Origin of the sequence: Caballeronia sp. S22 (assembly GCF_964261745.1) — a bacterium.
Lineage (GTDB): Bacteria > Pseudomonadota > Gammaproteobacteria > Burkholderiales > Burkholderiaceae > Caballeronia > Caballeronia jiangsuensis.
The window spans coordinates 698,947-719,936 of record NZ_OZ180038.1; the positions used below are offsets into that span (position 1 = coordinate 698,947).

At 64.5% G+C, this 20,990-nt stretch carries 23 protein-coding genes and 1 pseudogene; 13 read left to right on the forward strand and 11 right to left on the reverse strand.

Going from position 1 to position 20,990, the window contains the following annotated elements; genetic code table 11:
* Window positions 1–69: 69 nt before the first annotated feature.
* The 4 genes from ACEN42_RS29835 to ACEN42_RS29850 form a co-directional block, all read right to left on the reverse strand.
* Window positions 70–414: a hypothetical protein gene (locus ACEN42_RS29835; RefSeq protein WP_250485686.1), complete on the reverse strand. Its 345-nt coding sequence runs from the start codon at window positions 412–414 to the stop codon at window positions 70–72.
* Window positions 415–717: 303 nt separating this feature from the next.
* A complete protein-coding gene (locus ACEN42_RS29840; protein WP_371883313.1) occupies window positions 718–2,157 on the reverse strand; it encodes an MFS transporter in 1,440 nt (479 codons plus the stop codon).
* A gap of 58 nt (window positions 2,158–2,215) precedes the next feature.
* Window positions 2,216–3,364 (reverse strand): CaiB/BaiF CoA transferase family protein, encoded by a 1,149-nt coding sequence (locus tag ACEN42_RS29845; RefSeq protein ID WP_371883314.1) that lies wholly within the window; start codon window positions 3,362–3,364, stop codon window positions 2,216–2,218.
* Window positions 3,365–3,371: 7 nt separating this feature from the next.
* Entirely contained in the window at window positions 3,372–4,313 is a 942-nt protein-coding gene (locus tag ACEN42_RS29850; RefSeq protein WP_371883315.1) for a hydroxymethylglutaryl-CoA lyase, read from the reverse strand.
* A 122-nt stretch (window positions 4,314–4,435) separates the two neighbouring features.
* On the opposite strand from ACEN42_RS29850, the gene ACEN42_RS29855 reads away from it, so the two are divergent.
* On the forward strand, window positions 4,436–5,338 hold the full coding sequence (locus tag ACEN42_RS29855) for a LysR family transcriptional regulator (protein WP_238210836.1): 903 nt from the start codon (window positions 4,436–4,438) through the stop codon (window positions 5,336–5,338).
* Here the strand turns inward: ACEN42_RS29855 and ACEN42_RS29860 are convergent.
* Window positions 5,335–5,673, reverse strand: a complete 339-nt coding sequence (locus ACEN42_RS29860; protein ID WP_371883316.1) for a cupin domain-containing protein — start codon at window positions 5,671–5,673, stop codon at window positions 5,335–5,337. The two genes, ACEN42_RS29855 and ACEN42_RS29860, sit on opposite strands and share 4 nt — an antisense overlap.
* 74 nt (window positions 5,674–5,747) lie before the next feature.
* A complete protein-coding gene (locus tag ACEN42_RS29865) occupies window positions 5,748–6,038 on the reverse strand; it encodes a hypothetical protein (protein WP_238210834.1) in 291 nt (96 codons plus the stop codon).
* A 149-nt stretch (window positions 6,039–6,187) separates the two neighbouring features.
* On the opposite strand from ACEN42_RS29865, the gene ACEN42_RS29870 reads away from it, so the two are divergent.
* Complete coding sequence (locus tag ACEN42_RS29870) at window positions 6,188–7,243, forward strand: EamA family transporter (RefSeq protein WP_371883317.1); 1,056 nt, start codon at window positions 6,188–6,190, stop codon at window positions 7,241–7,243.
* Here ACEN42_RS29870 and ACEN42_RS29875 read toward each other — a convergent pair.
* Window positions 7,240–8,628 (reverse strand): FAD-binding oxidoreductase, encoded by a 1,389-nt coding sequence (locus ACEN42_RS29875; protein ID WP_371883318.1) that lies wholly within the window; start codon window positions 8,626–8,628, stop codon window positions 7,240–7,242. The two genes, ACEN42_RS29870 and ACEN42_RS29875, sit on opposite strands and share 4 nt — an antisense overlap.
* A gap of 98 nt (window positions 8,629–8,726) precedes the next feature.
* Here ACEN42_RS29875 and ACEN42_RS29880 point away from each other — a divergent pair, with 98 nt between their 5' ends.
* Window positions 8,727–9,005, forward strand: a complete 279-nt coding sequence (locus ACEN42_RS29880) for a hypothetical protein (protein ID WP_238294492.1) — start codon at window positions 8,727–8,729, stop codon at window positions 9,003–9,005.
* 13 nt (window positions 9,006–9,018) lie between these two features.
* Here ACEN42_RS29880 and ACEN42_RS29885 read toward each other — a convergent pair whose 3' ends face one another.
* Complete coding sequence (locus ACEN42_RS29885) at window positions 9,019–9,222, reverse strand: hypothetical protein (RefSeq protein WP_035507028.1); 204 nt, start codon at window positions 9,220–9,222, stop codon at window positions 9,019–9,021.
* Between the two features lie 91 nt (window positions 9,223–9,313).
* On the opposite strand from ACEN42_RS29885, the gene ACEN42_RS29890 reads away from it, so the two are divergent.
* The 9 genes and pseudogenes from ACEN42_RS29890 (at window position 9,314) to ACEN42_RS29930 (ending at window position 17,288) form a co-directional block, all read left to right on the forward strand.
* Entirely contained in the window at window positions 9,314–9,757 is a 444-nt protein-coding gene (locus tag ACEN42_RS29890; protein WP_371883319.1) for an SET domain-containing protein, read from the forward strand.
* A gap of 164 nt (window positions 9,758–9,921) precedes the next feature.
* Window positions 9,922–10,526, forward strand: a pseudogene (locus tag ACEN42_RS29895) (sigma-70 family RNA polymerase sigma factor).
* Window positions 10,523–11,260, forward strand: a complete 738-nt coding sequence (locus tag ACEN42_RS29900; protein ID WP_371883320.1) for an anti-sigma factor domain-containing protein — start codon at window positions 10,523–10,525, stop codon at window positions 11,258–11,260. Before ACEN42_RS29895 ends, ACEN42_RS29900 begins: the two are co-directional and overlap by 4 nt.
* A 125-nt stretch (window positions 11,261–11,385) precedes the next feature.
* Complete coding sequence (locus ACEN42_RS29905; RefSeq protein ID WP_187603803.1) at window positions 11,386–12,165, forward strand: DUF1295 domain-containing protein; 780 nt, start codon at window positions 11,386–11,388, stop codon at window positions 12,163–12,165.
* A 61-nt stretch (window positions 12,166–12,226) separates the two neighbouring features.
* The gene (locus tag ACEN42_RS29910; RefSeq protein ID WP_371883981.1) at window positions 12,227–13,297 is read left to right on the forward strand and encodes a cyclopropane-fatty-acyl-phospholipid synthase family protein; all 1,071 of its coding nucleotides are present in this window, start codon (window positions 12,227–12,229) and stop codon (window positions 13,295–13,297) included.
* The gene (locus tag ACEN42_RS29915) at window positions 13,294–13,899 is read left to right on the forward strand and encodes a lipocalin family protein (RefSeq protein WP_371883321.1); all 606 of its coding nucleotides are present in this window, start codon (window positions 13,294–13,296) and stop codon (window positions 13,897–13,899) included. The genes ACEN42_RS29910 and ACEN42_RS29915 overlap by 4 nt, the downstream gene beginning before the upstream one ends.
* A 121-nt stretch (window positions 13,900–14,020) precedes the next feature.
* Window positions 14,021–15,322: an NAD(P)/FAD-dependent oxidoreductase gene (locus ACEN42_RS29920; RefSeq protein ID WP_371883322.1), complete on the forward strand. Its 1,302-nt coding sequence runs from the start codon at window positions 14,021–14,023 to the stop codon at window positions 15,320–15,322.
* Window positions 15,307–16,077, forward strand: a complete 771-nt coding sequence (locus ACEN42_RS29925) for a DUF1365 domain-containing protein (RefSeq protein ID WP_371883323.1) — start codon at window positions 15,307–15,309, stop codon at window positions 16,075–16,077. The genes ACEN42_RS29920 and ACEN42_RS29925 overlap by 16 nt, the downstream gene beginning before the upstream one ends.
* Window positions 16,074–17,288, forward strand: coding sequence for a class I SAM-dependent methyltransferase (locus ACEN42_RS29930; RefSeq protein ID WP_371883324.1), 1,215 nt, complete (start codon window positions 16,074–16,076; stop codon window positions 17,286–17,288). The genes ACEN42_RS29925 and ACEN42_RS29930 overlap by 4 nt, the downstream gene beginning before the upstream one ends.
* Here ACEN42_RS29930 and ACEN42_RS29935 read toward each other — a convergent pair.
* Entirely contained in the window at window positions 17,281–18,567 is a 1,287-nt protein-coding gene (locus ACEN42_RS29935; RefSeq protein WP_238294484.1) for a HipA domain-containing protein, read from the reverse strand. The two genes, ACEN42_RS29930 and ACEN42_RS29935, sit on opposite strands and share 8 nt — an antisense overlap.
* Before the next feature lie 2 nt (window positions 18,568–18,569).
* Window positions 18,570–18,875, reverse strand: a complete 306-nt coding sequence (locus ACEN42_RS29940; RefSeq protein ID WP_187603796.1) for a helix-turn-helix domain-containing protein — start codon at window positions 18,873–18,875, stop codon at window positions 18,570–18,572.
* Between the two features lie 308 nt (window positions 18,876–19,183).
* Here ACEN42_RS29940 and ACEN42_RS29945 point away from each other — a divergent pair, with 308 nt between their 5' ends.
* Window positions 19,184–20,227 (forward strand): diguanylate cyclase domain-containing protein, encoded by a 1,044-nt coding sequence (locus tag ACEN42_RS29945; protein WP_371883325.1) that lies wholly within the window; start codon window positions 19,184–19,186, stop codon window positions 20,225–20,227.
* A gap of 3 nt (window positions 20,228–20,230) precedes the next feature.
* On the opposite strand, the gene ACEN42_RS29950 is transcribed toward ACEN42_RS29945, so the two are convergent.
* Window positions 20,231–20,932 carry an SDR family NAD(P)-dependent oxidoreductase gene (locus ACEN42_RS29950; protein WP_371883326.1) on the reverse strand — a complete coding sequence of 234 codons (702 nt, stop codon included), beginning with the start codon at window positions 20,930–20,932 and terminating at the stop codon, window positions 20,231–20,233.
* Window positions 20,933–20,990 lie beyond the last annotated feature (58 nt).

Here is a 20,990-nt window from a genome sequence, read left to right on the forward strand (position 1 = left end):
AACGATGCACGGCGTCTGATCGTGCACTCAGCACGAGACGTTCCTGTGCACGGACCTGACGTGTGGCGTTTATCTGGCGCGGCGCATCGCCGTGCGGGCGACGTCGGCGGCGAGATCGGCGCGCAGTTCGGCCCATTTGCCGAGCAGCGTGGCGTCGTCGGTCAGGAAGTACGGCGTGTGCGCCCACTGCTCGACCTTGCCGCCCGCAACGACGAGTTCGAAGATGCGCATGTCCTCGTCGTCGCTGACGCCCATGCGCACGAGTTCGCGGAGCGAGAGGATATCGTGCAGCGCGACCGTCTGAATGCCGACGCCATGCAGCACCGCCATCACCGTTTTGCCGATACGCCATGCCGCCTCGCGGCTGTCCGCCAGAACGAACGCGACGCTCTCAAGCGGCGCCTCGAATTTCAAGCGGTACAGGCGAGACTTACATTGTTCACTCAGTTGCGTGTCCATATTGCTCAAGCCTGCGCTCATCGCCGGAGGCTGAAAATACGGCGTCTCATGCGATGGAGAGCGGTGTCGTCGAAGTGGATGTGAAGATTGATCGCGGCCTGGTTCGCCTGCGTCGCTCGCTTGGAGCCATGCATTGCAGGAGTTGTTCCCGCACTAGCATAGGATGCCGCACGCGCAAGCGTATGTCCGATTGCACTGCCCTTCGACATACGCTCGCGCATGGGTTCGTGAAGGCCCGATGGCCGAGGCGCTACCCGCTCAGTGATTCAGTTCCTCCAGACGCAATCCGTTGGTTTTCGGTCCGAACAGCCCGATCGCCAGCGCGACCAGCAACATGCACACCGTGATGCCGATGAACACGCCCGGCACGCCGAAGTCCTTCAGCAGTGACGCGATGATGAAGCCCGACATCATCGCGCCCGCGCGGCTCGCCGAGTACACGATGCCGCTCGCACGGCAGCGCACGGCCGTCGGAAAGAGTTCCGTCTGATACGCGTGATAGCAGACCGAGATGGTTTGCCCCGCGAGCGAAATCAGCACACCGAGCGCGATGAGCGCGGCGGGCGATTTCATCTGTCCGAACGCGAGACCGCTCGCGATCACGACGAGCGCGCCCCCGACGATCAGATACTTCCGCTGAATGCGGTCGGCGTAAAGCATCGCGAGTAGCGGTCCGACAGGCAGCGCGAACGCGATAACGAACGAATACAGCAGACTCTTCGTCACGGTGACGCCCTGGCCAATGAGCAGCGTCGGCACCCAGTTCGCGAAGCCGTAATACCCGATCGCCTGACAGAAATTGAAGACGACGAGCATGATGAGACGCGAGCGATACGGCGCATCGAACAACTCGCGAAGCGACGCGCGCCGATGCGCCGGCTGCTCGACGACCGGCGCGGGCGGCGGCAACGCGGTGCCCGATTCGCGCTCGACCACGCGCTCGATCTCGCTCACGACGCGTTCGCCTTCCTCGTCGCGGCCATTCATCGCGAGCCAGCGCGGACTTTCCGGCACTGCGCGCCGGATGAACCACACGACCACCGCGCCGGCGGATCCCGCGAGCACGACGATGCGCCATCCATCGAGGCCGAACACGGTTTTCGGCACCAGCCAGTAGGACAGGAGCGCGGCGACGGGCGCGGCTGCGAACATCACCATCTGATTGAAGGCCATCGCCCGGCCGCGCATGTGCTGCGGCACGAGTTCGGTCACGTAACTGTCGATGGTGATGATCTCGATGCCCACGCCGATGCCCGTCACGAAGCGCCAGAAGATCACGCCTTCGGGCGTGGTCTGGAACGCCATGATCGCGGAGCCGACCGAATACCACAGCAGCGAGAACGTGAACACGCTGCGCCGCCCGTAGCGGTCCGGCAGCCAGCCGAAGAAGAACGTGCCGATGAAAAGCCCCGCGAACGTCGCCGCGATGAAACCCGCGATGCCCGTGAAGCCGAAAAACGCGTGCGTGGTGGTTTGCAAGAGGCCGCTCTTCGCCATGCCCGGCGCGATATAGCCTGTAAAGATCAGATCGTAGATTTCGAAGAAGCCGCCGAGCGAGATGAGAAACACGAGCATCCACAGATGCCGCGTGATCGGCAGCCGATCCATGCGCGCGGAGATCTGCGCGCCGGGCGTCGAGGCGACGCGAACATCGGGCGATGCGAGCGGCTCGGCGATCGCGCTGAAGGTTGGTTGCATTGCTTTGTCTCCTGAGTGGGCGACGGCGCCGGTTTTTATATGCGCTCGCCGCGATGCTTCACGCCGTGACGTTCTTCCTGAGCTGCCCCAGCACTTCGTCCGTATGCTCGCCGACGCGCGCGAGCGGCTGCCGCACGCCGGGGCGGCGTCCGCCCATCGTGAGCGGCAGCAATACGACGTCGGTGGTGCCACCGTCGTCGGTCTGCATCGGCACGAGTCCGCCGCTCGCTTTCAGATGCGGATCGTCGAGCAACTGTTCGGGGCGCATGATCGGCGCGTACGGAATGCCGGCCACTTCGAGCTTCGGCGCGAGTTCGTCCGCGCGATGATTCGCGAGAATCTCGCCGAGCCGCGCGAGCAGATGCGGCCGCACCGCGACGCGCATCGCATTGGTAGCGAAGCCGGGTTCGTGCGCGAGATCGGGGCGTTCGAGCACGTCGCAGAGCGTCACGAACTGCTTGTCGCTCACCGCGCCGATGAAAAGCTGCTCGCCTTCGGCCAGCGTGAACACGTCATACACGCTCCACGCGGATACGCGCGATGGCATCGGCGGCGGCGCTTCGTGTGTCATCGCGTACTGTTGCATGTGTTGCGCGGAAAGAAACACGCAGTTCTCGAAGAGCGCGCTCTGCACTTCCTGGCCGCGTCCCGTGAGATCGCGCTCGCGCAGCGCGGCGAGCACGCCGATCGCGCCGAACATGCCGCCCATGATGTCGTTCACCGACGTCCCCGCACGCAGCGGGCGGCCCGCCGGACCGGTCATGTACGCGAGGCCGCCCATCATCTGCACGACTTCATCGAGCGCGAGACGCTTTTCATACGGACCCGGCAGAAAGCCCTTGTGCGACACGTAGATGAGCTTCGGATGCGCCTTCGAGAGCGTGTCGTAGTCGAGCCCGAACTTCGCCATCATTCCGGGGCGAAAGTTTTCGAGCAGCACGTCGCATTGGCCGATCAGATCGATTGCGGCTTCGCGCCCCTCTTCCGTGTTGATGTCGACGACGACGCTTTTCTTGTTGCGATTGAACGAGCGAAAGAAGCCGATGCCGAGGCCCGGCAGATTGCGCGTCTTGTCGCCGCCGGGCGGTTCGATCTTGATGACTTCCGCGCCGAGATCCGCGAGGATCATGCCGCAGGTCGGGCCCATCACCATATGCGTGAACTCGATCACGCGCACGCCTTCGAGCGGCAGGGTTGAATGACTCATATCGTCCTCAGGCTTCGATTGCAGCGGTTGATTCGTACGTGACCGGCAAGCCCGCGAGCGCGAGCGCGCCGCGCAGGGTTTCGCCGTCGAGCCAGAGCGCGAGCTTCGCGCGCAGATTGAGCAACGCGGGAATGTCGATGCCGCTATCGATGCCCATATCGGCGAGCATGAACGCGAGGTCTTCGCTCGACGCATTGCCGCTCGCGCCCGGCGCATGCGGACATCCGCCGATGCCCGCGAGCGTCGCATCGAAGCGCGCGACGCCGGTTTCGAGCGCGGCGTAGACGTTGGCGAGCGCGAGGCCGCGCGTGTCGTGGAAATGGCCGCACCAGAAGCGCTCGCCCGCGATGACACGCGCCTTCTCGAAGAGATCGCGCACCGCGGAAGGGCCGGCATAACCGACCGTATCGGCGATGGAGACGCGGTCCGCGCCCGCATCGAGCAGCGCCTGCATGCAGCGCAGCACATCGGCCGAATCGACGCGGCCCTGAATCGTGCAGCCGAACGCCGTGCCGATACCGCCTTCGATCATCGTCTTCGAACCCGATGCATCGCGCGCCGCCCGCATGCGCGCCACGTCGGCGACGACTTCCTCCGGCGTCTTGCGCAGGTTCGCGAGGCTGTGCGCGCGGCTCGCGGAGAGCGGCACGAGCATCAGATCGGCTTGCGTTTCGATGGCGCGCTCGGCGCCCTTGAGATTCGGCACGAGCACGGAGACGAAAAGCCCCGGCAACGTCCTGGCGTACGCGACGAGTTCGGCGGTATCGGCGAGTTGCGGCAGGAGGCGCGCGGGCACGAACGAACCGACTTCGATTTCGCGCTGACCGGCGGCATAGGCATCGCGGATCCATTCGAACTTGCGTTCGGTCGGCACGATCGTTCGAATGCTTTGCAGGCCGTCGCGCAGAGCAACCTCACGGATCACGGCGCGCTGTGGGAACGCGGGCATGGCTTTGTCTCCGAGTCTTTTGTGTGTATGGTCTCGACTTTAGAGATTCCGCAAACGCCATTAAAGCGGTAATTTGGAAGGCTCATGCTTCCCGTTCGGAACGTCAGAGGAGTGGCCCGCCCATGCGCGACATCGACCTGAAAACGCTGCGCCTGTTCGTGACGGTCTGCGAGCACCAGAACATCGCGCGCGCGGCGCAGGAATCGCATATCGAGCCTTCGGCGATCAGCAAGCGCATCGCGCAACTGGAGACGTCGCTCGGCGTGCCGCTGCTATCGCGCTCGCGACGCGGCGTCGAGCCGACGCCCGCGGGCATCGCGCTGCTGGAGCATGCGCGCAGCGTGCTCTTCACGATGGAGCGCATCGCGAACGATGTCGCCGCGTTCGGCGGCGGTCTGATGGGGCGCGTGAGCATTTGCGCGTCGGCATCGGCGATTGCGGAAGCGTTGCTCGACGATATCGCGTCGTTCATGCGCGAGCCCGCGAATCAGAACATCAAGGTCGATGTGGAAGAGCGCCTGTCGCACGATCTCGTGCGGCAACTGCGCGAAGGCGTCGCGTCGGTCGGCGTGTGCTGGGACAGCGTCGATCTGCGCGGCTTGCAGCATCGGGCGTATCGGCATGACCGGCTCGCGCTCGCGGTGCCCGCCGATCATCCGTTCGCGGGGCGACCTTCGGTGAGCTTCGAGGAATCGCTGGACTTCGAGCATGTCGGTCTGCCGCCCGCGACGGCCGTTCATACGATGCTGCAGCGCGCGGCCGCGCAGGCGGGCAAGACGATGTCGTATCGCGTGATCGTGTCGAGCTTCGACGCGGCGTTTCGCGTCGTCGCGGCGGGACTCGGCATCAGCGTCGTGCCGATGGAAGTCGCGGGAACGTATCGGCAGGCGCTCGGCGTCGAGGCCGTTCCGCTTTCCGATGCGTTCGCGAAGCGGCGCTTCGTCGTGTGCTTCAGGGATTTCGAAGCGTTGCAGCCGGCGGCGCGACGCCTCGTCGAACATCTGGAAACGCGGGCCGCGCGCTAACGCGGCGCGTCGCAGAACACGGTTTGCGCGTCCTTCTTCTCGAATGTCAGATTGACGGATCGCGCGCCGCCCGGCCGCGTGCAATGCGGCTTGCCCGCGGGCACGGTGAGCAATTGCCCCGCGCGCAGTTCGACGGCGCCTTCCTCGAATTCGATGACGAGCGTGCCTTCGACGGCGACGAAAGTCTCGTCCGAATTCGGATGAAAGTGCCATCGATAAGGCGCGTCCATCACGCTGATGTGGACATCGTGATCGTTGACGCTCGAGATGACGCGGTTCATGTAGCCGTCGCGGGCGGCATCGGCGATGGCTGCGTAGTCGATGGTGTCAGTCATTCGTTCAGGCTAACGCGGTGGGTCCGGCGTTACAAACGAATCTTTTTAGCGTGGATGTGAGCGGGATTGGCCATTCAAACACCGCCCTGAAGTCCCGCAGCATCCCCCCGCCCCATGATCGCCGCAATATTGCCGATGGCCGGCTCCGCGTAACGCACCGGCCGCGCGTCGAGCGGCAGCGGCGCGGGGCCCGAATCCGTCGCGCGCTGATAGACCGGCAGCGGCGGCGCGCTCTGCGCGCTCGATGCGACCGGGAACACCGGCCCGCCCACGATCCCCACGCCGATGAACGGATGCGCCTGCGCCACCGTCACAAGGCCGAAAGTCAGTTGGGCGGCCACCATCGCGTATTTGATCGCTCTCATTTCCCGTCTCCTGGACTGCAGTTGTTTGTCGATGGAAGCATTCTGCCCAACGAAAATGAGCGAAAAATGAGCGTGCGAATGCCACGAATCATCCGAGGGTTCGGTGTCGTCTACACTGAAAAATCGGCGCTCACTGACGATCCCTCCCCATGCATAGCCGATTCACCGCGATCCTCACCGCACTCGCCGCCGCCGCGCTCTTCGGCGCGACCACGCCGATCGCCAAGGCGCTGCTCGGCCCGATGCCGCCGTTCATGGTCGCCGGCCTGTTCTATCTCGGCAGCGGCGTCGGCTTCGGCGCGATCCTGCTTGGCCGCGCGTTCATGCGCGCGACAAACGAAGGCCTGCGCGCGCGGGAAATCGCGTGGCTCTTCGGCGCGATCGCGTTCGGCGGCGTCGCCGGGCCGGCGCTATTGATGCTCGGACTCACGAGCACGCCGGCCGCAACGAGTTCGCTTCTGCTCAATCTGGAAGGCGTGCTGACGGCGGCGATCGCGTGGATCGTGTTTCGGGAGAACGTCGATTTTTCCGTGTTTCTCGGCATGGCCGCGATCGTCGCGGGCGGCGTCGTGCTCGCCTGGCAGCCGGGCGCGGCGCACGCTACGACAGGCGCGCTGTTGATCGCGCTGGCGTGCCTGTGCTGGGCCATCGACAACAACCTGACGCGCAGAATCTCGACCGCCGACGCGATGCTGATCGCCTGCGCGAAGGGCCTCGTCGCGGGCGCGGTGAATCTCGCCATCGCGCTCGCGATGGGCGCCCATCTGCCCGCGCTGCACATCGTCGCCGGCGCGATGACGACCGGCTTCGGCGGCTACGGCGTAAGTCTCGTGTTGTTCGTGATCGCGCTGCGCGGTCTCGGAACGGCGCGCACGGGCGCGTACTTTTCGGTCGCGCCGGTCTTCGGCGTCGCGCTCTCGCTCGCGATGTGGCCGCAGACGCCGGGCGCGTCCTTCTGGATCGCCGCCGCGCTGATGACGCTCGGCGTATGGCTGCACGTGCGCGAGCGCCACGAACACATGCACACGCACGAGCGGCTCGAACATACGCATCGGCATGTGCATGACGAGCATCATCGGCATGTGCACGACTTTCCGTATTCCGGCGACGAGCCGCATACGCATCCGCACGTGCATCTGCCGATCACGCATTCACACGCGCATTTCCCCGACATTCATCACCGGCACGCGCACAAGCACGGCTAGAACACCTTGCCCGGATTGAGCAGCCCGTGCGGATCGAGCGATGCCTTGATCGCGCGCATCGACGCGATATCGGTTGCGCGGCGCGCGAGGTGAAGATAGTCGCGCTTCTTTATGCCGATGCCGTGCTCCGCCGATATCGAGCCTTCGAACTCGCGCGTGACGTCGTAGATGACGGCATCGATGTCGTCGTGATCCTGCTTTCCTCGGCCGGGAAGGTCCACGACGATATGGATATTGCCGTCGCCCAGATGGCCGTACGTCATCACGATCGCATCGGGCCAGCGCGCGCGCAGACGCGCTTCGCATTGCGCGGCCGCGTCGCCGACCTGCGCGATCGAGAAGCTCACGTCGTACGCCGCGTAGTTCGGGATGAAGAGATCGTATTCGCCGGGCGCGTCGCGGATCGCCCAGAAATCGCGCGCGTGCGCTTCGTTCGACGCGATCGCCGCATCGGTGACGGTGCCCGCTTCGAGCATGGCGCCGAGAAATTCCTCGAAGGCTTCGCCGTGCCGGACGGGATCGGTGCCGACGCTTTCCAGCAGCACGTAGAACGGATGCGCATCGGCGAGCGGCGCGCGCAGATTCCTGAGATTGGCGATGACCGTATCGTGGTAGTCGGCCCACATCACCTCGAACGCGGAAACGCCCGGCGCGAGACTCGCCTGCGCGCGCGTGAGCAGCGTGGTGACGGCGTCGAAATCCGGCAGCCCGCACCATGCGGTGGCGGTCGCCGTGGGCTTCGGACGCAGACGCAATACGACGCGCGTGATCACCGCGAGCGTGCCTTCACTGCCGATCAACAGGTGCCGCAAGTCGTAGCCGCTGTTGTTCTTGATCATCTTGTTCAAGCCGCCGACGATCTCGCCGCTCGCCAGCACGGCTTCGACGCCGAGCACCTGATCGCGCATCATGCCGTACTTGATGACGCGGTTGCCGCCCGCGTTCGTCGCGAGATTGCCGCCGATGGAGCAACTGCCGCGCGCGCCGAGATCGAGCGGAAAGTAGAAGCCCGCCGCGCTCGCCGCTTCCTGAACCACTTGCAGCGGCGTGCCGGCCTCGACGGTCATCGTCGCGGAGATGTCATCGATCTCGATGATGCGGTTCATGCGATCGAGACTCAGCGCCACTTCGCCGCCAAGCAGATTCGCACCGCCGACGAGTCCCGTGAGACCGCCTTGCGTGACGACCGGCTGCTTGTGCTTCGCGCAGATGGCGAGCGCCTGCGCGACTTCATCGGTGGAGCGCGGCCGGATGATCGCGAGCGGCGTCGCGCCGGGCAAGCCGCTCCAGTCCGCGACGCGCCTGTCGCCGAATTCGTCGGGCAACGCCACGACCTGCGCGCCCAACGCTTCACGCAATGCCATTACTGCTTCGCTTGCCACCATGCGTCGTCTCCGTTCGTTGTTTCGCGTCGATGTCAGATACGACAGTTTGAACCAAAACGCGCGAGAATTACCGGCAATCATCCGGGAGAAACGCGACGATGGAACGTGCAGACTATGAAAGCGCGCTGGCTCAACTGACGGGCGCGGCGGAACTGGTCGCGGCGGGCGTGAGCGGAGATCAACGCGCTCAGGCGTTCGAGATGCTGGCGTTTTTCCGGCTGCGTCAGGCACGCGCCGGTGAATCGCGTGCGCCGCGCACATCCGACGACGAGCTCTTCAGGGACACCGCGATCGCCGCACTCACGATGGCCGGCCGGAAGGAATTTCTCGCCGCGGCCGCGTTGCTCGAACAGGCGCGCGGACTGGCTCGGGGTTAGGTGCCGGTTGGAACTAGAACAACTCGGTGTCCAGCGGCAGCAGGTTGATCCACTTGACTGCCGTGCGCCGCTCGACGCCATCGTCGTGGATGGACCGTATCATCACGCGCTGGCCGCGCGCCTCCCCGAGCACTTCAACGATCCTGTTGTGATATCGCGCAAGCGAGCCGCGTAACGGCTTGCGCTTCCTGCTGTTGCGGGGAGAAACTGCGGGCATTGGACGTGACAGCGATTTATGACGGCCACATCATAACGATGCTCACGCCCGCACTCAAATATTCAACCTCATTATTGTGAACCGCCACACCATGCGTCGAATCACTGTCCGGACTTCGCCCGTTCATGGCCGGGGCGTTTTCGCTCTCGCCGATCTGCCCATCGGCGCGCTGCTGCTCGAATACAAAGGCCAGCGTCTGTCGTGGAAGGAAGCGCAGCGCATGCACGCGAAATCGACTGCGGAAGACGGCCACACCTTCCTCTTCGGCCTCGATGACGGCAGCGTCATCGACGGCGCGCGCGGCGGCAATTCCGCGCGCTGGCTGAATCACAGTTGCGCGCCCAACTGCGAAGCGGAGCAGGACGGCGAGCGCGTGTTCATCCGCGCGATCCGGCCGATCGTGAAGGGGCAAGAGTTGTTCATCGACTATTGCCTGACCGTCGATGGCCGCCGCACGGCCGCGTTGAAGCGGATGTATGCCTGCCGATGTCTCGCGTCGAGCTGCCGCGGAACGATGCTGTCGTCGCGCAAGTAGCGCTCGCGCTGCATCTCCGCGGGCTCGCGGTCCGTATCGTCGAACGAGGCGACATGGATCGCGAGACCATCGGCATAGTCATGAATACGGGAACTGAATCGCGAGGCGCAATGCTATATTGCGCGACATACCCAGCCCGAAGCGCAGCCCGGCTCATTCTGCCCATGACGGACAACACCTCAGGCGGCACCGAGAACTTCGCCCCGGATTCCTCCGACGACGCCGGCCGGCTGCGTCGCGAGCACGCCAACGCGATGCTCGCGAACGTGGCGAAGGGCGACGAGCGCGCGTTCGCCGAGTTGTATCGCGCGACATCGCCGCGCGTCTTCGGCGTCATCGTGCGCATGATCCACGATCGCGGCGAAGCGGAAGACATTCTTCAGGAAGTTTTCGCCACCGCATGGCGCCGCGCGGATACCTTCGATCCGGCGCGCGGCAGTGCGGTCACATGGCTCGTCACGCTCGGGCGCAATCGTACGATCGACCGCATGCGGCAGCATCGCGAGGAACTGCTCGGCGAGAACGACACGGCCGAGATCGCCGACGAATCTCCAACGCCCGCCGTCGCCGCCGAATCCAGCAGGAGCGGCTGCGGCTCGAACATTGTCTCGACAGGCTCGAACCGCAGCAGAAGAGCGCGATCCGCGAGGCCTTCTTCACCGGCGCGACGTATAGCGAACTGGCGCAACGGCTCGCCGTGCCGCTCGGCACGATGAAAAGCTGGATTCGCCGCAGCCTGATGCAACTCAAGACCTGCCTCGAACAATGAACACGCCCGCCCGCGACGACGACGACGATCAGCGCTGCGCCGAATACGCGCTCGGCGTGCTCGATGCGCAGGAACGTGCCGCGCTCGAAGCGGATGTGTCACGCGATCCGGCATTGCAGCGCGCGCTCGACGACTGGCACCAACGGTTCGCGCCGCTCGCGGAAGACATCCGTGCGATCGCGCCGCCGGAGCGCGTATGGACGCGCATCCGCCGCGATCTGGGGTTCATGGCGCCGCAAAGCGCGCCGGAGCATAAGCGCTGGTGGGACAGCCTGAACGTCTGGCGCTGGCTCACGATCGGCGCGAGCGTCGCCGCGCTGGTGCTGCTCGGCGTGACCTTCAACTTGCTGCGCCAGCCGCCGCAAGCGCCGCCGACGACCGCGGCCGTGCCGAACGAATATCTCGTCGCGACGATCGCGCGCAAGGACGGCCTCGTGCACTGGACCGCGACCGTCGACTTGCGGCGCGCGCGCATGGTCCTCGTGCCCGCGTCGCGTGCGGCGGTGCCCGCGAATCGCACGACGGAACTCTGGCTCATCCCGCCGAACGCGAAGCCGATCGCGCTCGGCGTCTTTCCTGCCGATCAGCCCGCGACGATGACACTGCCGCCGGAGATCGTCGCGCAGATGAATGCGCAGGCCGTGCTCGCGGTATCGGACGAGCCACCGGGCGGATCGCCGACCGGCGCGCCGACCGGCACGGTGCTCGCGACCGGCCAGATGCATTCGACCTGACGATTGCTGTCCTTGTGCGCCGACTGCTGTCGGCGCATGTCCACTTTTCGTTCGTCTCCATCACGCTGCATCCGCTCGCGTGCGGCATCCGTATTGCTCTGTGAACGCATGTTTGCGGAGCCGTCATGCCCGTCATCGTCACCATTCTTGTTGTTGTCATCGGCTTCGTGCTGGTGTTTTCCGTCGTGTGGCTCTGGCAGTTGCGCACGGAAAACGCCGGCATGGTCGATCCGGTCTGGGCCGCCTCGCTCGGCGCGGCCGCGCTATTCATCGCCGCTTGCGGAACCGGCGCGATGGTCAATCGCGTGTGCGTCGCGGCAGGCGGCGCGGTCTGGGGCGCAAGACTCGCGCAGCATCTGTGGCGGCGCAATCACGGCAAGCCCGAAGACCCGCGCTATCGCGCGTTTCGTGAGCGCTGGGGCGCGCAGGCCGCGCTCAACATGTTCGGCTTCTTCCAGTTGCAGGCATTCATTTCGATGCTGCTCGCCATCGCGTTCTTCGTGCCCGCCTACGCGGACGATGCGGCGAGTCCGCTGGGCGTCGCGGGTTTCGTCGCGGTCTGGATCATCGCCGTCGCGGGCGAAGCCGCCGCCGACCGTCAACTGAAGCGCTTCGTCGCCGATCCCGCGCATCGCGGGAAAGTGTGCCGCGAAGGATGGTGGCGCTATTCGCGTCATCCGAACTACTTCTTCGAGTGCGTGCACTGGCTCGCCTACGCCGTGCTGTCGATCGAACTGCCGTGGGGCTGGGCCACGCTCGCGCCGCCCGTGCTGATGGCGTGGCTGCTGCTGAAGGTATCGGGCATTCCGATTCTGGAAGCGCGTCTGGCCGAAACGCGCGACGGTTATCGCGACTACATGCGCACGACGAGCGCGCTGATTCCGTGGCCGCGCAAACGCGTGTGAACAGAGGAACGATATGCCGATAAACATCACCGCCCACGAGACGCCCGCAACGCCGGCCGACATGCCCGCGCACGACGAGAGCCGGATCATTCGCGCGTGCGAGCGCGGCTTCGTGCCCGATGCGCTCGTGCGCGCCGGCATGCGCATGCTGATCCGCCAACGTCTCACCGACGAACACGCAAACGACAACGTGCTGCGCATGGAGGCGTTCGAACGCCTGCTCGCCGAACTGCGCGCGAGCCCGATCGCGATCGATACGCAAGCCGCCAACGCCCAGCACTATGAATTGCCGGACGCATTCTTCGAGGCGCATCTCGGACCGCGTCTGAAGTATTCGTGCGGCTTCTATCCGCTCGGCGACGAGTCATTGGCGCAGGCCGAACTCGCGATGCTCGAACGCTATGCGGAGCGCGCGCAACTCGCCGATGGCCAGCGCATTCTGGATCTCGGCTGCGGCTGGGGTTCGTTTGCGCTGTGGGCGGCGCAGCGTTATCCGCGCGCGCAGATCGTCGCGCTGTCGAATTCGCACGGGCAGCGCGCGTTTATCGAAGCGCGGGCGCGGCAGCGCGGGCTCGGCAATGTGCGCGTCGTGACGGGCGATATCGTCGATTTCGAATTCGCGCGTGCGGAAGCGCCGTTCGATCGAATCGTCTCGATCGAGATGTTCGAGCACATGAAACACTACGGCCTGCTGCTCGCGAAGATCGCGCGCTGGCTCGCCGATGACGGACGACTTTTTGTCCACCACTTCGCGCACAAGAAGCTTGCGTATCACTTCACGTCGCGCGACGGCGGCGACTGGATGTCGCGCTATTTCTTCACCGGCGGCACGATGCCTTCGGCCTCCTTGCTGCTGCATTTCCAGGACGATCTGCGCGCGACGCGTCAGTGGTGGATGAACGGCACGCACTATGCGCGTACTGCGAATCAATGGCTCGCGGCACTCGATGCCGCACGCGATACCGTCATGCCGATGCTCCGCGACGTCTACGGCGATGCGGCCGCGATCTGGTTCCAGCGCTGGCGCATGTTCTACATGGCGGTCGCCGAACTCTTCGGCTACGCGCGCGGCGGCGAATGGGGCGTCGCGCATTTTCTGTTCGAGAAGCGTCCGATGAAGGTAACGATATGAAAAATGTACATCGCGTGCTGGTCGTTGCGCTCGTGGCGGCGGGCGTCGTCGCGGCGCTGGCGAGTTGTTCGAGCCCGCCTAATCCGAATCCGCGCGCGGGCGAGCCGCTTCAGACCGTGCCCGTCGATGTGCCGCGTTACATGGGGCGCTGGTATGTCATCGCGAACATTCCGTACTTCGCAGAACGTGACTTCGTCGGCACGCACGTCGAATGGTCGCTGCGCCCCGACGGCAAGATCGACGACGTCTTTCACGGCCGCAAGAACGGCTTCGAACAAGCGGAAACGACGCATCATTTCGTCGACACCGTGAAGCCCGGCAGCGATGGCGGCGAATGGAGCGTGCAACCGTTCTGGCCGGTCCACGTGACGCAACTCACGCTCTACGTCGATCCGGATTATCGCTACACGATCCTCGGCTATCCGAACAAGAAACTCGGCTGGATCTTCTCGCGCGAGCCGTCGATGAGCGACGACGTCTATCGCTCGCTACTGGCGCGCCTCGACGCGATGGGCTACGACATCGCACGTTTCCGTCGCGTGCCGCAATCGCCCGAACAGATCGGACAGCCCGGATTCCAGAGCCCCGGTCAGCGCGAGTGACGCGACGTCACAACGTCACGACACGCGCATGCATCCGCGCGCGCGTCCTTCTCGTATCTCTTGAAAACAGCCACGTCCATGTGGCGCGAGGAGACCTTCTGGCGCGAGGAGACCGCCCGGCATGAATGCATCGACAAAAGGAAGACAGCAGCGTATCGCGGTGATCGGCGCGGGGATCGCCGGTCTCGCGAGCGCGTATCTGCTCTCGCGCGCGCATCGCGTGACGCTCTTCGAAGCAGCCGATTATCTCGGCGGACACACGCATACCGTCGATGTCGCGCTCGACGGCATGCAGCATCCCGTCGATACGGGCTTTCTCGTGTTCAATGACCGCACGTATCCGAACCTCATCGCGCTCTTCGACGAGCTCGGCGTGCTCGCGCATCGGAGCGAGATGACGTTTTCCGTTTCGCTCGACGGCGGACGCTTCGAATGGGCGGGCACGAATCTCAACACGGTGTTCGCGCAGCGGCGCAATCTGTTCTCGCCTTCGTTTCTCGGCATGCTGCGCGATATCCTGCGTTTCAATGCATCGGCGCACGCGCATCTGGAGCGCGTGAGCGTGAATCGCTGCTCGGTCGGCGAACTGCTCGTCGAAGGCGGTTACGGTGCGCCGTTTCAACGTCATTATCTTTTGCCGATGGCCGCGGCGATCTGGTCGAGCGCGGCGCACGACATCCTGCGCTTTCCCGCGGCGACGTTCCTGCGCTTCTGCCTGAATCACGCGCTCTTGCAGGTGAACCATCGGCCGCCGTGGAAGACGGTCGCGGGCGGGGCGCGCGAGTATGTGCGGCGCATCGCGGCGACGCTCGACGACGTGCGCACGCATACGCCCGTGCGAGGCGTTCGCCGCGACGACGAAGGCGTCACCGTGATGACCGACGATGCCGGTCCGGAGCGCTTCGATGCCGTCGTGTTCGCCACGCACGCACCGACGAGCCTTCGCCTGCTCGACGACGCATCCGCCGAAGAACGCGCATTGCTCGGCGCCGTGCGCTATCAGGGCAATCGCGCGGTGCTGCATACGGACCGCGCGCTGCTGCCGCGCAACCGCCGGGTGTGGTCGGCTTGGAACTATATCGGCGCGCGTGCGGGGCTCGTGCGGGAAGCGGTCGAGCCGGTCTGCGTGAGCTATCTGCTCAACCAGCTTCAACCCTTGCCTTTCAGGACGCCCGTGGTCCTGACGCTCAATCCCGTCGATGAACCCGCGCCCGGCACGGAAATCGGCCGCTACGAATACGAACATCCGCTCTTCGATCTTGCCGCCATCGACGCTCAGACGCGTCTGCCACGCATTCAGGGCGCGCGCCGCACGTGGTACGCGGGCGCATGGACCGGCTATGGCTTTCACGAGGACGGACTGAAGTCGGCATTGCGCGTCGCGCGCGATTTCGGCGTGCAGCCGGCATGGGCGAAACCATGAGAACGGCGCAATGGCTGACGGGCCGCGTGATGCACGAACGGCTGCGCCCGACGCGGCATCGCTTCGAATATCCGGTGAGCTACGTCTATTGCGACGTCGCGCAACTCGATGCGCTTCGACGCGCATGGTTCGGCATCGACCGCATTCGGCCGCTTGCTCTTTTCAGGCGCGATTACGGTCCGCGCGACGACTGCGATCTCGATCTCTGGATGCGCTCTTGCCTGGCGCAAGCGCGCATTCCCGCCGATGGCGAAATCCACCTGCTGACGATCCCGCGCGTGTTCGGCTACGCGTTCAATCCCGTGAGCTTCTGGTTCTGTTACGACCGCGCGGGCGCACTGCGTGCGCTTTACGCCGATGTGCGCAACACGTTCGGCGAGCATCGCGGCTACTTGCTGAGCGCGAAGGATCACGCACCGATCGCCGATGACACCGTGCTCGTCTGCCGCAAGACGCTGCATGTTTCGCCCTTTTGCGAGGTCGCGGGCGATTACGCGTTTCGCGTGCGGCGGCACGGCGATCGTCTGTCCGTCTCGATCGATTATCGCGATGGTGACGGCCTTTTGATTCGCACCGCGATCGGTCTCGCCGCGCGGCCGCTCACCGGCGCGCTCGTCTGGCGCGCGATGCTGCGCGCGCCGTTTTTCGCCGCGAGCGTCATCGTTCGCATTCACTGGCAGGCGCTGCGGCTATGGATGAAGCGCGTGCCCTTTCACGGCAAGCATCCACCGAATCCCGCCAAATCCCGACCATGAACCTGTTGCGGTCCTTCTACGCATCATCGTCCATGCCGCTGTCGGCACGGATCTTTCTCGGCCTTCTGCGTCGCGTCCGCATCGGACATCTGGTGCTCGTGACGCCGGACGGCGGCCGCTGCGTGTTCGGCGATCCGCTCATGCAGCCGGCCGCGCATCTTTCCATACACGACTGGCGCGCCTGCCGCGCGATCCTGCGCGCGGGAGACATCGGTTTTGCGGAGGCGTATCGCGATGGATGGATCGATACGCCCGATCCTTGCGCCCTGCTGCGGCTCGCGATCCGCAACGAGCCGGCGATCGGGCGTACCGTCGCGGGCGGATTTTTCGCGCAGTGCTGGCACAACGTGCGGCATCGGTTGCGGATGAACACGCGCGCGGGAAGCCGACGCAACATTCACGCGCACTACGACATCGGCAATGCGTTCTATGCGCTCTGGCTCGATCCGACGTGGACGTATTCGAGCGCCTGGTTCGACGGCGACGCCGATCTTTCGCTCGAAGCCGCGCAGCATCGGAAGTATCAGCGCATCGTCGATACGCTCGGGCTGACGGCGGGCATGCGCGTGCTGGAGATCGGCTGCGGCTGGGGCGGTTTTGCGCGGCATGCGGCGCGTCTCGGGATTCGCGTTCACGGGGTCACGATCTCGTCGGAACAGCATGCGTTCGCCGTCGAGCGCATCGCGCGTGAAGGACTGGACGGGCTCGTCGATATCGAGTTGCGCGATTATCGCGATCTTCGCGGTCAGTACGATGCGGTGGTGTCGATCGAAATGTTCGAGGCGGTTGGGGAGCGGTTCTGGCCGACGTATTTCCGCACGCTGCGCCGGTGTCTGGCGCCGGGCGCGAAGGCGCTCGTGCAGTCGATCACGATCGACGATGCGCGATTTTCGGCTTATCGCGCGTCGAGTGATTTCATTCGGGAGACGATCTTTCCGGGGGGAATGCTGCCGAGTCCGGAGCGGTTCGTGCGTGCGGCGCGGCGGGCGGGGATGGGGGCTTGTGTGGCGCTGTCGTTTGGGGCGGATTATGCGCGGACGTTGCGATGTTGGCGTGGTGCTTTTGAAGCGCGTGTCGATGCGGTTCGTGCACTGGGGCTTGATGAGAGGTTTTTGCGGACCTGGGGGCTGTATCTGGCTTATTGTGAAGCGGCGTTTGAGGAAGGGCGGACGGGGGTTGTGCACTTCGTGGTGGGGCGGGAGATCAACTGAGGGCTCGACTCATTTCGTTCAGCGGCATATGTGTGATGCCGTCCAGGAGCCGAATCTCGCCAGCACTGGGTTCAGCAATAATGTTGACCTCTTCACGCGCTCTCTCAATGGCGCCGGGCAGTTCGGCCAGCGTCTTCTCGAGGTCCTTTTTTGCGCCCGACGCACGGATTCCGAGTTCTTCAGCGAACGCAAGCACGTTCGCGCGCGACACCTCATCGAACCGCCTCGCGTTGCCAATGGGCATGGAAAGCTCCACGTGGGGCCAAGGCTCGCTGTGTTCATTGTAAGAAGGCGTGTTGTAGACCACCGTGCTCACAAGGTCATAGAAAGGCGCAAGAGCGAAGCCGCTCGCACGGGAGAAGAAAGAAACGTTCTTCAGATGGGCATCCGCATTACCGATGAGGATGTTGAACACAGTCCACCGGAAAAGTGCGAGTCGGGCAAGCGCCTTCGTGCTGAGCAGGGCCACGCACTCGGCAAGGGCCTTGGCGTTGGCGTTGTTGTACTTGAATGCCTTGTCCTTGTTGAGCAGCTGCGTCGCATCGAGCATGTGAACTCGTGACGCTGGCGTGCTCGCGGTGTCACGGTCAAATCGGTCGATGACGTAACAGGCCGAAGGCGCGCGCAGGAAATGCGTATGGGGCACGTTCAAGCCCAACTGGCGCGCCAGCCGCGCGCAGAAGAACTCGTTGATTGCCGAATGAGGATAGCCGGTCGTACGCATATCCGGCTTGAGCAAATGCATGGACGGCTCGGCGCCCACGGGCTCGAACAACTCGTGTTTGGGGTGCTTCCCCGTCAGGATGACGAGCAGCTTCTGTTGAGCGCCCGCGGCCGACATGCGCTTCGGCGAAGTCGCACTCAGCGCCAGTGTCGGCATTGCCTGAATGCGCTTTTCGAGTTCGTTGAGCGGCAGCGGAACCCGGTCACCTTTGGGCTCGATTTCGCCCTCAGCCATCAGCGAAAGCGCGCCCGCGGTTTCACGTCCGTAATAGGCGAGCAATCCCCATGCGTCGCTGGCGTCCATGGACGCTTCCTTCGCAAGCGCGTCACGCATAGCTTCTTCTGGAAGCAGGTTGTCGAAGAACCACTGCACGGGACGCTCTGACGAGCCATCGACGACGCGGACACTGTTCAGCGGAAAAGCCGGCGACAAGGGAAAGGCATCCTTTGCTGCGACCCAGTCGGGATCGTAGCCGAAGCTCCAAATACCGTTCTCATCAATCAGCGTACCGACGCGTCGCCCGTTGGAGTATGCAATCAAAGTTCGGGACGCCATGACTAGGTTGCCTCAGGTGGAGTGGTTCGGCGCGACCGGCGCCGCTTCATTGCGGCGTTGAGGCTTTCTTTCGTAAAAGTCGTGCCGGGCGTCTCCACATAGAAACGCATGCCGAGTTCGTTGAGCAACTGCAACACCTTCCCGACCTGAGCCGTTGATTTTCCTGACTCCACGTGAGTGATGAATTTGGGCGACAGGCCAGTCGCTGTTGCCAGCTCATCCCGCTTGAAGCCTTGTGCGATGCGCACGGCGCGCACAAGCGCACCCAATGCAACAACGTCGGTTATCTGGTCTCGATGGTCGGTCATCTCACTCTCCGTTCCCGCTCGGGAATATTATGCCACGACGCAAGCCATAGAAGCCCGTTTGGTATCCGCTCGGGAACGGGGATATGATTCTACGCAAGAAAATTGAGCTTCGTATCCGTTCGGAAACGAGGCAACTCGCGAGGCGCGTGCTAAGAATCCATCGTTCCCGCTCGGTAACCACGCCGCCTCCTCCTCCTCTCGACATTCGAAAAGTCCAAAACCCCGCGCCCGCATCGTCACCCTTCAGAATCCTCCGCCCCTGCCGTTAACACACCCATCCGCCACCCCAGCCTCCCGTTCCCCCCACAATGAATCGCGCCCCCTCCGCAACCCCGCTCAAGGCCGCATTCCTGCGCCACGAAGACACCCTCGCGCCACCCGACCGCGCACTCGGCGAGGACGATCACGCCGTCTATCGCACGCTGCTGGAATCGACCAAGGCGATTCCCTGGAAGATCGACTGGGCGACGATGAAATTTGCCTACATCGGGCCGCAGATCGAGTCGCTGCTCGGCTGGGCCCCGTCATCGTGGAAAACGGTCCACGACTGGGCCGAGCGCATGCATCCGGACGACCGCGAAGCCGTCGTCACCTTCTGCGTTTCGCAATCCAAAGCCGGCACGGATCACGAGGCCGATTACCGCGCGCTCACCCGCGACGGCGGCTACGTGTGGCTGCGCGACGTCGTGCACGTCGAACGCAACGAGAAAGGCGAGGTCGAGGCGCTGATCGGCTTCATGTTCGATATCAGCGAACGCAAGCGCACCGAGGAAAAGCTCGCGCAATTGCAGCAGGAACTGGAGCGCCTGTCGTTCAGCGACAGCCTGACGGGCGTCGGCAATCGCCGCCGTTTCGACGACGTGATGGCGCGCGAATGGAATGCCGCGAAGGAATCGGGCACGCCGCTGTCGCTCGTCATGATCGATATCGACTTCTTCAAGTCGTACAACGACTATTACGGCCACGTTCAGGGCGACGAATGCCTGAAGCGCATCGCCGGCGTGCTCGGCGAAGCGGCCGGTCCGCAACACTTCCTCGGTCGCTTCGGCGGCGAGGAATTCGCGCTGATCCTCGCCGATACCGACGCCGAAGCCGCGATGCGCATCGCGGAGCGTTGCCGCGCGCTGATCGCCGAGAAAGCGATCCCGCACGTGCGCTCGCCGCACGATCAGCAAGTGACGGCGAGCTTCGGCGTGGGTACCGTCGTGCCCGGCGAACGCATGGACGTCACGGCGTTCATCAATCTCACCGACGCGCAGTTGTATCAGGCGAAGGACAACGGCCGCAATCGCATCGCGGCCGTGGATCGCGCGGGCATGCGGGGTGAAACGTTCAAGGCGCAGACCCGCTGAGCGTCAGACGCGTCCCGTCACCGGAATCGCCGCGCCCGTGATGCATTGCGCATCGGGCGAAAGCAGGAACGCGATCACCGCGCCGAGTTCCTCCGGCTTCACCCAGCGGGCGAAATCCGCGTCGGGCATGTCGCGGCGATTCGGCGCGGTATCGATGATCGACGGCAACACCGCGTTCACCGTGACGCCCTTGTCCTTAAGCTCCTCCGCGAGCGCTTCGGTCAGCCGCAGCAGCGCGGCCTTCGATGCCGCGTAGGCGCCCATGCCCATGCCCGCTTTCATCGCCGCGAGCGCGCCGATATTGACGATGCGCCCGCCCTCCTTCGCGCTCAATTGCACGAGCGCCGCCTTCGATGCGTTGAGCGCAGTCTTCACGTTGACGTCGAACATCGATTGCCAGGTGTCGGCGCTGCCATCCGCGATCGTTTCCCAGCTGAACGCGCCCGCCACGTTCACGAGCGCGTACAGGCCGCCCGTCTGCTGAACGATGGTGTCGATGGCCTTCTGCGCCGACTTCGCATCCGTCAGATCGATGCCGGTGACGACACACGCATCGGCGAGCGGCGCGGGCAATGCGTCCGATGGTCCTCCGTGGCCGATCAACGCGACGCGCGCACCGCGCTCGGCGAGCACGCGCGCCGTCGCGAGCCCCAGACTGCCGAAGCCGCCCGTGACGGCGACGATTTTTCCTTCCAGGCTGTTCATTGCGTGATCACTCCGTTCAATGGCGCCAGAAGAAGGATAGGACGGAACGTGGCGTGCG

What these genes read in the sequence shown, in the direction of transcription:
- ACEN42_RS29840 (WP_371883313.1), bottom strand. Translation starts at nt 2,157, where the DNA reads ATGCAACCAACCTTCAGCGCGATCGCCGAGCCGCTCGCATCGCCCGAT.
- ACEN42_RS29845 (WP_371883314.1), bottom strand. Translation starts at nt 3,364, where the DNA reads ATGAGTCATTCAACCCTGCCGCTCGAAGGCGTGCGCGTGATCGAGTTC.
- ACEN42_RS29850 (WP_371883315.1), bottom strand. Translation starts at nt 4,313, where the DNA reads ATGCCCGCGTTCCCACAGCGCGCCGTGATCCGTGAGGTTGCTCTGCGC.
- ACEN42_RS29855 (WP_238210836.1), top strand. Translation starts at nt 4,436, where the DNA reads ATGCGCGACATCGACCTGAAAACGCTGCGCCTGTTCGTGACGGTCTGC.
- ACEN42_RS29860 (WP_371883316.1), bottom strand. Translation starts at nt 5,673, where the DNA reads ATGACTGACACCATCGACTACGCAGCCATCGCCGATGCCGCCCGCGAC.
- ACEN42_RS29865 (WP_238210834.1), bottom strand. Translation starts at nt 6,038, where the DNA reads ATGAGAGCGATCAAATACGCGATGGTGGCCGCCCAACTGACTTTCGGC.
- ACEN42_RS29870 (WP_371883317.1), top strand. Translation starts at nt 6,188, where the DNA reads ATGCATAGCCGATTCACCGCGATCCTCACCGCACTCGCCGCCGCCGCG.
- ACEN42_RS29875 (WP_371883318.1), bottom strand. Translation starts at nt 8,628, where the DNA reads ATGGTGGCAAGCGAAGCAGTAATGGCATTGCGTGAAGCGTTGGGCGCG.
- ACEN42_RS29880 (WP_238294492.1), top strand. Translation starts at nt 8,727, where the DNA reads ATGGAACGTGCAGACTATGAAAGCGCGCTGGCTCAACTGACGGGCGCG.
- ACEN42_RS29885 (WP_035507028.1), bottom strand. Translation starts at nt 9,222, where the DNA reads ATGCCCGCAGTTTCTCCCCGCAACAGCAGGAAGCGCAAGCCGTTACGC.
- ACEN42_RS29890 (WP_371883319.1), top strand. Translation starts at nt 9,314, where the DNA reads ATGCGTCGAATCACTGTCCGGACTTCGCCCGTTCATGGCCGGGGCGTT.
- ACEN42_RS29900 (WP_371883320.1), top strand. Translation starts at nt 10,523, where the DNA reads ATGAACACGCCCGCCCGCGACGACGACGACGATCAGCGCTGCGCCGAA.
- ACEN42_RS29905 (WP_187603803.1), top strand. Translation starts at nt 11,386, where the DNA reads ATGCCCGTCATCGTCACCATTCTTGTTGTTGTCATCGGCTTCGTGCTG.
- ACEN42_RS29910 (WP_371883981.1), top strand. Translation starts at nt 12,227, where the DNA reads ATGCCCGCGCACGACGAGAGCCGGATCATTCGCGCGTGCGAGCGCGGC.
- ACEN42_RS29915 (WP_371883321.1), top strand. Translation starts at nt 13,294, where the DNA reads ATGAAAAATGTACATCGCGTGCTGGTCGTTGCGCTCGTGGCGGCGGGC.
- ACEN42_RS29920 (WP_371883322.1), top strand. Translation starts at nt 14,021, where the DNA reads ATGAATGCATCGACAAAAGGAAGACAGCAGCGTATCGCGGTGATCGGC.
- ACEN42_RS29925 (WP_371883323.1), top strand. Translation starts at nt 15,307, where the DNA reads ATGGGCGAAACCATGAGAACGGCGCAATGGCTGACGGGCCGCGTGATG.
- ACEN42_RS29930 (WP_371883324.1), top strand. Translation starts at nt 16,074, where the DNA reads ATGAACCTGTTGCGGTCCTTCTACGCATCATCGTCCATGCCGCTGTCG.
- ACEN42_RS29935 (WP_238294484.1), bottom strand. Translation starts at nt 18,567, where the DNA reads ATGGCGTCCCGAACTTTGATTGCATACTCCAACGGGCGACGCGTCGGT.
- ACEN42_RS29940 (WP_187603796.1), bottom strand. Translation starts at nt 18,875, where the DNA reads ATGACCGACCATCGAGACCAGATAACCGACGTTGTTGCATTGGGTGCG.
- ACEN42_RS29945 (WP_371883325.1), top strand. Translation starts at nt 19,184, where the DNA reads ATGAATCGCGCCCCCTCCGCAACCCCGCTCAAGGCCGCATTCCTGCGC.
- ACEN42_RS29950 (WP_371883326.1), bottom strand. Translation starts at nt 20,932, where the DNA reads ATGAACAGCCTGGAAGGAAAAATCGTCGCCGTCACGGGCGGCTTCGGC.